Genomic DNA, 10,097 nt, shown 5'->3' with positions numbered 1-10,097 from the left:
ATAGTCGAGCGCACGCAAGCGGTCGACGTCCGGATCGGCATTGCGTCGCGGGTCCGTCTGGGTGGACCGGCTCACCGTACCTGCACGCGTCGCTTGTGAAATTTGGGGAAGAGGCATAAGGCTCACGCTCATCGAAGGAAACCGATTCCATCAATATTGCGTGACCAGCACCACCCGACTATCAATTCGCGCCCATTTTTCGATGGCTGACCGACAAGCCAATTTTGCAAGCAAAACGCACAATCAAACAGATACAAAGCAAGAGTGCCGCCTAGCCTGCATTTCCTTGAGAATGCCGTTCATAGCAACGCAGCCCGGGCTTGCATCACCGAGAACCGCGCCATTATAGGAACTTCCGATGTACACGCTATTGAATCTGATGAGCGAAAATATTCATGCTGGTCCGCGCAGAGATCTTTATAGACTGCTTAACGAATCCTCACAATACGACGTGAGCATGTCAAAATCAGCAAACCGTGTGTTTGTCGATACGCGCGGCCAACGAATTATCGACTTCGCATCGGGAAACTATCTAGGCTTCGACAAGAGGCAGGATGAGCTATTGCCCCAAGCACTGCAGGCAACAAAGGAATATGGACTCCATACCGGACGTGCTCGCCTCACCGGTTACTATAAAATTTGCACCGAACTAGAGGACCGGCTGGCACGCTTCATTGGCGCGGAAGACGCACTAATTGTCACAAATACCTTTCTCGGATGCATTGGCATAATCCCCGCACTTATTGAGCGCGGAGATTTGATCGTAATGGACAAGTGTGCGCATGCGATCATGTTCCACGGAGCCCAACTCGCCAGAGACAAAGGAGCCATCCTTCGCAGTTTTGAGCATGACGACCTAAATCAGCTCGAAGATGTTCTAAAATCTCATCAAAACGCACGTCACAAAATGATCTGCTTGGACGGCGTTTATAGCATTACCGGCAATTACGCCAGACTAACCGAGTTGCAACAGCTGGCACACCAGTATAACGCCATCCTTTTTGTTGACGATGCACATGGTTTTGGTCTGCTTGGGTCACGCACGAATAGTCAAAATCCCTACGGAGATGGATCTGGTATTGTGAAACACCTAGATCTCTCATACGAGAATATTCTATACGTGGCCGGAACAGCAAAAAATATGGGGGCAGCGATGGCGTTTGCTGGCGTTTCATCCCAATTAAAGCGCACTCTCCTGGCATTCTCCAAGCCGCTAGACTATTCTCAACAACCAATTCCCTTCACGTTCGGCATTCTTAATGCAGGGTTAGATCTTCTCGAATCCGAAGGAGACCAACTCAAGAATTTCACCCACTCCTTGACCAGCGCACTGATTTCCGGGCTAACCGAGGCCGGATTCGATACCTTTAACGACAATTACTTTCCGATTGTATCAATTAAAATTTCAGACACTAATGTCCTGACTGCGTTTTCTAAAATCCTATATCACGATTACGGTATCTTCGTTACATCATGCCCTTATCCGACAATGCCACGCGGAAAAGAATGCATTCGACTCACCGTTACAGCGAAACATGAAAAGTGGCAAATTGATCACGTGATCAAGGCGTTCCGCGATCATGCCGATATGCTACTCCCAACCAACGCCAACTGAACCATGGGAACCACTTATTGCACCAATTCCCTCATGGCTTCCGAATACAATGCGTTGAGAAAATCCGTTGGCTGGACCGTTCCAACCCAAATATCAGCTTATTTTGCACTGAAAAATTCCCTATTCGTTTGTTCCGCCCATCGTGGCGAGATGGTGGTAGGAGCCGGCCGGGTCGTAGGTGACGGTCATCTCGCCTTCACCATCATGGACATCATGGTCCATCCAGATTTTCAACACCGATATGGCATTGGAGCCAAAATTATGCTGAAACTACTTAGCCATATCAAAGATCATTCAACTCCTGAATCGGACGTGTATGCCATGTCCGTACCAGACCAGGAATTGTTCTATCGCCGGCTGGGCTTTGTTTCTCGACCCACACCCTCACTTGGACCCGGAATGTCACTCCCATATGAACAACTGCAAAAATACTAGGCATTTTGCGCATGGAAAAATGGAGCGAACATCTCTTTCAAGGAGCACCTACAACAGCCCCTTATCATCAAGCATATTCAATCGAATGCTTATTCCGAAATGCAAGCTGGCCGCCGCCGAATTCCTTAGGAATGAGCGCACCTTTATTGAGAGCACGCTAAGCCAATTAGATCGATCCAATAGCATCATTGTAGTTGGCTGCGCAAATCTAGCCTATTATGAATTAATTACACAAAATGGATACTCTTACGTCGGCGTCGATCCGCATGTTGACACCAACGAGCCACGAATCACCCGCCAAACAATTGAGTCATTTTTAAAGCATAGAAATCGCAACAAAAATTACACGCTACTATTCTGGTTTAACGTTATAGCACACATCAACATTAACGAGATCGAAAACAACCTCGTAAGCGGAGACATTCTAATCAATTCCACATGGAGCAGAAGCTACACTTCACTAAAAAATTTCTCTGACTACTACTCATCTGTCATCGAAAATAATCAAACGAACATCGACGTATCCGCCATTTTTGATCGCAATCGATCTTTGGGCGATATCGGGCCCCGGATTCACAAACAATTCAAAAGAATCACGGAGCCAAATCTCTTCGAAATCGCAACAGTATCTTAACAAGCGCCTCGAAAAAGGTCCTCATCATGTATAAATTGTTGCAAGACTCATTTTACGATTGTGCAAGAAAATATCCGCATAATGCGGCAATCGTCGACGAGCATGGATGCGTTACCAGCTACCAGCAACTAAGCGATGCGTCAGTCCGGCTCATGGAGCTTCTCCTACGGATAAGCTGCGACACCCCATCCGGACGAACATTTATCGGTATTCTTTCGCATGTTAATGCACCAGCTGTTGCTGCTGTCCTCGGAATTCTGGAATCTCGGAAGACATATGTGCCGCTGGATACACTCTACTCTGATAGCCAGCTCGCCAAGGTCATAAAGACGACCGGACTTGAAATCGTTGTCGTTGATCGGTCTCTGCTGAAAAAATTTCACAAGCCCCTGCTAGAGTGCGGCCTCCAAGCGATTATTACGTTCGACACTGATCTCATTTTTGAAGTTCAAGATGCAAAACATCAATCCAGCACTCCATGTCGCACCATCAAGCATCAAGTAGCAAACGCAACAAAATCCTCAAGATTTCCATCTGACGATCTAGCCTATATATTGCATACCTCTGGCTCGACTGGTGAACCAAAGGGAATCATGCTAAGCCATCGAAACGCCACCACGTTTGTGGACTGGATGAGTGCGGAATTTCAGATAACCGAAAGTGACAGAGTGATGTCGAGGGCTCCATTGAAATTCGATCTCTCGGTATTTGATATCTTCAATACGCTGAGCGTTGGCGCAACATTGATTTGTTACGATTGGAATAGCGAGAGAGAGGGTGACGTCAAACATACCGAATATGTCCGACTATTGGAACGCGAGCACGCCACAATACTTTACACAACGCCCTCGACACTGATAACGCTTCGCGAGAAAGGAAATCTTTTTTCCTCTTCCAATCACCTTCGGACGATTATGTATGCTGGCGAGCCTTTTCCGGTCGCCAAACTGGCTGAAATTATGCTCGCAGCTCCCAATACTAAGGTAGCCAATATTTATGGTCCTACGGAAACCAATATTGTCACATATCACTGGGTGACCCACGACGATCTAAAAAATAATGTTATCCCGCTAGGAAGAACTGTCGACGACACCGAAATAATTGTGGTGTCGGAGGATGGAAAGAGAGAGTGCGAGCCCAATGAAATCGGGGAACTCTGGTGCAGAGGGGGGACCGTTACACCTGGGTATCTGAACCGCCCTGATTTGACGTCCAGTTGTCAAGCGGATAGCCCATTCCATCCATATCCGGCGAAGTATTGGAAAACAGGCGACTATGGTTATCGTGACGAGCATGGACTCTTGTACTACAGGGGACGAAAAGACCATATGTACAAAGTCAACGGATATCGAGTTGAGACTGGTGAGATTGAAGAAGCCTTGGCGAAGGTTCCGTCCTTCTACGAATCATGCATTACGATCGAGGATCGTGGAGGGAAAAAGCAAATCGTGTGCCATTACTCGCTGAAGACTAATATGGCATTCGACATCCGAGCAGCCACTAATATCCTGAGGTCCGAGTTGCAGTCGTTCAAAATTCCGTCCGCCTTTATTGAATATGATGAGTTACCAAAGACATCCTCTGGAAAGATTGATCGTATGCGTCTTCAAGAATAGCTTGCAATAGACATTTGGTTATTTTGGATCCGTGTTTCTGCGAACACGTCGGATATCTTCGGCAAGATGCGCAGCGACACGGCGAGCACCCGGTAATTTCCAGTGAGTCTTTTACGGCTCGTGCTGCTTCTCCAGCGCCCTTATGACCCTGCCTCGTTTTCACGTACAACTCATGCGGCAATCAAGCTGGCCTCGTAATCTACGGGGTAAGGAAGTCGATCGAGGTATGCAGGCGTTGCCGATTGTAATAGCCCTCGATCCAATCGACGATATCCAGGCGGGCGCGGGCAGGCGTTGCGTAGTGGTTCTGATAGATTCTCTCGACCTTCAATGGGCGGCCTCAAATCTGAACTGCAACACTCTCGCCAGCCGGTAAAGTTCCGCGAATGGCAAAGAGCACGTACCAACAACTGCAACCTGAAGAACGTATGCGAATCGATTTCTGGCGGGACGAGGGATTGAGCTTGCGGGCGAACGCCCGCAAGCTCAATCGTGCACGCTCGACGTTGAGTCGCGAGTTGGCCCGCAACGCGCAGACCAACGGTCTGTACTGCCCACGTGTAGCCCAAGCGTCTCGCAACGCCCGACGGCAGGCCGCCCGACCGCCGTTGAAGCTCGCCCCCGATTCGGTTCTTTGGGGAGTCGTTTGCCAGCGCTTGCGCGAACCCCAGTGGTCGCCGCAGGAGATTGCAGCTACCCTGAAGCGCACCTTCCCCGACGATCCGAGCCTGCACGTGTCCCACGAAACGATTTACAGCGCCATCTACGCCCAGCCTCGCGGTGAGTTGCGCCGCGAACTGATTGCCAGCCTGCGCCAGCACCGCAACAAGCGCCTGCCGCGATCGCGCGGCACCGATCGGCGGGGGGCGATTCCCGACATGGTCGGCATTCACGTTCGACCGCCCGAGATCAACGACCGCCTCATGCCGGGCCACTGGGAAAGCGACCTCATCAAGGGCGCAGAAAACAAGTCGTCCGTGGCCGTGCTCGTCGAACGCATGAGCCGCGCCGTGCTGCTGGCCAAGATGCCCGATGCGACTGCTGCATCGGTGCTCGCCGCCTTCACGACCAAACTGCGATCGCTCGTCAAGCCGCTGCGTCAAACCCTGACCTACGATCTAGGTCGCGAAATGGCCCGACTTGCCGAACTGACGGCCGCGACCAACGTGCGCGTCTACTTCTGTGACCCGCACAGCCCTTGGCAGCGCGGCACGTGCGAAAACACCAACGGCCTGCTGCGCCAGTACTTGCCCAAGGGCACCGATCTGTCCGTCTACTCTCAAGAGGACCTCGACGAGATTGCTGACAACCTCAACACGCGACCGCCCGCCACGCTGAACTGGCGCACGCCTCTGCAAATCCTCGCTCAGGTTCTGGCTAACCCCACGGACCGAGTTCCTGTTCAGTAACCCGCGAGGTGTTGCACTTCGCCCTTGAAACCGCCCATTGAAGGTCGAGAGAATCTATCAGAACCACTACGCAACGCCTGCCCGCGCCCGCCTGGATATCGTCGATTGGATCGAGGGCTATTACAATCGGCAACGCCTGCATACCTCGATCGACTTCCTTACCCCGTAGATTACGAGGCCAGCTTGATTGCCGCATGAGTTGCTGTACGTGAAAACGAGACAGGGTCAATTCGCATGTACTAACCATGCTGCGCAATCTGGCACCCCATCCGCCTCGACGTTGGCAGAAAGCACCACGCTCTCGCGAGCGAAGCGCCGTTCAAAGAACGGGTTACGTTGTTCCGGTGGCTTCACACCAAGTCGTTACCAACTCGGCATGCACCGGTAGGTTACGATTGCCGGAACAATCCTCTACGCGACTTTCACGTCGCACTAACTGAACGGCATCATCCCTACGAGGGGCCTTTGGGTGCGCCTTCGGGCGGGCTTTTTCCGTCCGCATCCGTTTTAATACCAACGAGAGCTTCACCTGGTGCGAGCCGGACGGAGCGAGCTAATCGTGGACGAGTAGCGGAGTGGAGCGATTAGGGAATGCCGCCGGCCTCAATGACGACGAACACATTGGCCGGCGGCAAGTTGTCAGCCTTCCGGATGCTGTTGCGAAGTCGATTGCGCAGGTCCCGCCACGGCTTGTGCTTGTAGGGCTAGCTGTCGTTCGACTCGACGGAGAACCTCATTGTGCGAAAGACGTGACGGCAGACCCGCGGCGATTCTGATGCGTTCCTTGCCATTCGGGGATATCGCCAACTTCACGATAGTTCGCAAAGGCAATCCCGAAGCACGCAGCGCTGCACTGTGCTCTGCCAAACTATTGAGCGTCTGGTATCCCGCCCGGCGCGCCGCAATCAAGACAATTTCGTCTATGGAAAGGCCGAGGCCGGGCCGATTCTCTGGCGACCCATGAGGATCGTTCGTGGGCGGATTAAATAGGTCCGGGTGATTCGTCAGGACGCTTACCAGCGTTTGTGAAGGCAGGAAACTCGCCAGTCGCGTGATCGCTGCTTGGTCGTATCCGAGGTCAATGAGTGCCTGATGGTGTCGGAGTACCGGGTAAATGTCTGATACGCGCGTATTGGCGCTCGCCATGGTTGCGACTTGCCGCGGTGTATATTCCAGCGCTGCAAACTCCGGGTGAACCTGAAGGAGCTTGTAGAACGATCTGGCGTGCGAGCGACGCGCGCCAATCTTGTTGAGAATATCATCCGGATATTCGAGTCGTCGGAGCTCGTCGAGGGCGGGGCTCCAAGGCGCAGGTGGGAATGATTTCACTTTCGCGATGTGGGTGCGAGCCTTGGTGGAGTCGGGTACATAGTGATGCACCGCCCGCATCGAGGACTTGACCCAGTCTTCAAAAGTGGTCGGTCCTTTGCTTGCCGTTGCCTTTGCCACAACGTCATCTCGCGACAGACCTAACCCGGCCTGCTGGCCTGAACCCGGGGCAGGCTGCCGGGGACCGGTCAGGAAACGGTCATACCAAATAATGGCCTCACATATTCCGTAAGGGTACTGCAGGGCGGCCAGTTCTGCGATCTGCTGGCAAGTGTAGTCTTGCCCACGTAGCCGGCTATGGTACCTGCGCACGGATTCCGGTCCCTTTTCCCGGCCGTGACCATTGTCAATCAAGCGGATCTGATGATCCGTATAGCCCCAGGAAAGCAGTTGCTGGCGTACCGTGCTAGTCACGTATCTCAAATTGGCCAAATCGTCGGTGGTGTCCTGCCTTGCAGCTGCTACGTGCTCCAGCAGCTGTCGTATGGTTGCGTCACCACTGGTCGGCATCATGTCGACCGGGGGCAATGAATGCCCAGTCGCCGGTACACCAAGATGATCTTGTTGTGCCGGCCAGTTCAGGCTTGGCTCTTGGTCGTGGATAGCCGTATGTGGCCACGGTTGCGACGCTGCCGTCCTGCTTGAACGATTCTCGCCAGACGCTGCCATAAGCGGTTCCGCTTCATTGCCATATGCCTGCAACGGTTGCGTGGCTCCACTTGCGGGCAACGCCGCTGGCCAGAAAGGGGGAGGCCAGGCACCGATCGCATCCGGCAGAGCATAAACGTTTGCAGTCGCCGCCTCAGTCGGTATTGCTTCCACCCAAGGGAGCGCTCCAAGCGTCGTCCCGCTCGCGACGTCCGCCGGTTGTGCGAACGACTCGAGCGGAGCGAACACGTGTGACGTGAAGCCCGATTGAAGCTTGGATACCGTGCCCGTGCCGTCGGACCACTGCGGCGCATCCGCGCTTGCGGAAAAATCACTGGAAGTCCACGTCGCCGGAGATTCACTTACGTGGAACTGGCTCGATTCAAACGGTCCCGTCGTGTATTGCGCCTGGACAGTTGGCCAGTGCGGCGGGAATGACGGCGCATCGGCATACGGAAATCCAGGGGTATTGACGTCGGGATCGCTTTGCGTCGGACCCAGCAAAGGTAGTCCGTCATACCCGGTGCCAGTGATGACGGTCGCTGACTCGAGTGCCTCAAGCGAGTCGAAGCCGTCAAATTCCAGCCCCGCATCAATCTCCGGTGCATCAAGCGCTTGGGATAGCGGTGCGCCGTCTGCGTGCGCGACGCCTGCGTTGATGCCGGACCATGAAGGAAGGAACGCGCTAGTTGGAGACGCAAAGTTGTACGCGGGCCGGAATTGTGCGCCGCTTTCCATGTAACCTAGCGCAGGGTTCGTGAGTGTCGAGCTTCCGTCATACTGAACGGCCGGTGCGGCGCCGGAGGGAGGACCGATCGGTCGTTCATACCATGGCGGCCCGGCCATGATCAGGTTCGTGTACTGCGTCACCGCTGGGTGGTCCCGAGGCAACCCAGTAATGTCCTGTATCAATGTCTGGATGACTGCCCGTTCAATGCTGGAACCATCAGCGGGCGGAATAAGGTTGCCCCATCCATCATGCCTCAGCGCCACGAACTTCGAGCCGTTGTCCGCTAATTCCCATCCGTAATCGTTTGCCCACATCAGGATGGGTTTGGGGTGCAGTTGTGAGTTTCCCGTGACTTGCGCCACGCGATGGTTTGCCAGCCGCCGAAATATCTCGTTTTCGCTGTATGTCCGCGCAACCAACTCGCGAATTGCATCAATGCAGGACTGATGTCCCGAAGTCCAGAGGCCTAGGACGTCGTGAGGCATGTGAGCGCAACCGGTTTCCTGTGCGACCGAATCCAGCCCCAGCCGTTCCAATGCGGGCGCCGCTGCTATTTTGAGCAGGATGGCTGCACTTCGCGGGTGTACGCGATAGGCCGCTAGCGCTTCATGCGCATCATGCGCTGCGCGCATTTCTCCGGGCATTGTCTCCGTCTCGGTCTGGGAATCGAGCCGCTGACGGTTCGTACCAGGTCGAATGGTAAACACGAGTGATCTCTCCTTGCCGCAGTGGGTCGGCGGTTATCGCGAAGGGGACGGAACGTCCGCGTGAGCGGGAATGGTCGCGGCTTGCTCAGCAGAGCGCTTGCCGATTTCGTGCACGGCCATGCTCCACAACCGTACATTTGGTCGGGACGAACAGCAGGGCGAATTTGTGACGAAACTGGGTATGGACGGCCGATGCATCCGGCGGCGCCTCGGGGTTCGAGATCGCAGGTAGAGCTTGCTGCCCCGGTCCTGCGCTCATGCACCTTTGCACACACCGCCGAAAAACTCGCCCGGCCCGGGAGCTGAATGTCTCGACCAAGCAGCATGTCTCCGTGCACCTGACGGACGGCAACAGCTTGCCGCTCGCCACTTGCTTGCCCGCTTGCGCGGCAGCACCTGCGCACTCACCTCACCGCCGCTGTCGCCCACACGACCTGCCGGGCCACCCGCGTCACGGCGTGCAGGTCGCTCTCGCCGAACTGGTCCAGATTTGGCACCACCACGGTGAGCGCGCACACCACGGTCCGGCCGTGACGTCGAGCGGCTTCGCCGACCAATATCGGCCAGTTCGGCGGTCGTCGGACTGCCCTTCCATTGAATCTTCACACTCGCCCGCATGTTGGTAAGCGCCCGAGCAGTACCGTAGTGCAGGTTGTTAACTGCGGAGCTCCGCGACGCTACCGGATGGGCTCGACGCGAGCAGTAGGCGGCAGCGATGGCGCGACGTTCCTCGGGAGCAGTTCGTCGACGCGGTTGGCCGGATGGTCGGCGATGCGCTCGAGCACGTAGGCGAGATACGCCTCGGGATCGAGGCCGTTCAGGCGTGCCGTGCCAATCAGGCTGTACATCGCGGCGGCACGTTTGCCACCGGAGCCGGCGCCGGCGAACAGATAGTTCGACCTCCGAGAGCAAGCTCGCGTTCATTCTGCCCATATCGGGCAGGAAGTTGAAGCCCATTATCGCTGGCATCCGTT

At 54.7% G+C, this 10,097-nt stretch carries 5 protein-coding genes and 3 pseudogenes; 5 read left to right on the top strand and 3 right to left on the bottom strand.

Annotation, left to right across the window (positions count from 1 at the left end; translation table 11 throughout):
- Positions 1-358 precede the first annotated feature (358 nt).
- From C7H84_RS33465 to C7H84_RS33455, 3 genes are all read left to right on the top strand, one after another.
- Complete coding sequence (locus C7H84_RS33465; RefSeq protein ID WP_121862825.1) at positions 359-1,615, top strand: pyridoxal phosphate-dependent aminotransferase family protein; 1,257 nt, start codon at positions 359-361, stop codon at positions 1,613-1,615.
- 33 nt (positions 1,616-1,648) lie between these two features.
- Positions 1,649-2,050: a GNAT family N-acetyltransferase gene (locus tag C7H84_RS33460; RefSeq protein ID WP_162999456.1), complete on the top strand. Its 402-nt coding sequence runs from the start codon at positions 1,649-1,651 to the stop codon at positions 2,048-2,050.
- A 660-nt stretch (positions 2,051-2,710) separates the two neighbouring features.
- A complete protein-coding gene (locus C7H84_RS33455) occupies positions 2,711-4,300 on the top strand; it encodes an amino acid adenylation domain-containing protein (protein WP_121862823.1) in 1,590 nt (529 codons plus the stop codon).
- Positions 4,301-4,470: 170 nt separating this feature from the next.
- Here the strand turns inward: C7H84_RS33455 and C7H84_RS33450 are convergent.
- Positions 4,471-4,637 (bottom strand): annotated as a pseudogene (locus C7H84_RS33450) (IS3 family transposase); the annotation flags it as partial.
- 49 nt (positions 4,638-4,686) lie between these two features.
- Here C7H84_RS33450 and C7H84_RS33445 point away from each other — a divergent pair.
- Complete coding sequence (locus C7H84_RS33445; RefSeq protein ID WP_121862822.1) at positions 4,687-5,709, top strand: IS30 family transposase; 1,023 nt, start codon at positions 4,687-4,689, stop codon at positions 5,707-5,709.
- 31 nt (positions 5,710-5,740) lie between these two features.
- Positions 5,741-5,907: pseudogene (locus C7H84_RS33440) on the top strand (IS3 family transposase); the annotation flags it as partial.
- A gap of 441 nt (positions 5,908-6,348) precedes the next feature.
- Here C7H84_RS33440 and C7H84_RS36720 read toward each other — a convergent pair.
- Positions 6,349-9,123, bottom strand: coding sequence for a hypothetical protein (locus C7H84_RS36720; protein ID WP_162999455.1), 2,775 nt, complete (start codon positions 9,121-9,123; stop codon positions 6,349-6,351).
- A gap of 677 nt (positions 9,124-9,800) precedes the next feature.
- A pseudogene (locus tag C7H84_RS33435) lies at positions 9,801-10,025 on the bottom strand (transposase domain-containing protein); the annotation flags it as partial.
- Positions 10,026-10,097: the final 72 nt, after the last annotated feature.

This window comes from Burkholderia sp. Nafp2/4-1b, assembly GCF_003635165.1.
GTDB lineage: Bacteria > Pseudomonadota > Gammaproteobacteria > Burkholderiales > Burkholderiaceae > Burkholderia.
Note: the sequence above shows the minus strand (reverse complement) of the source record. Positions and strands in the feature narration are given on the sequence as shown.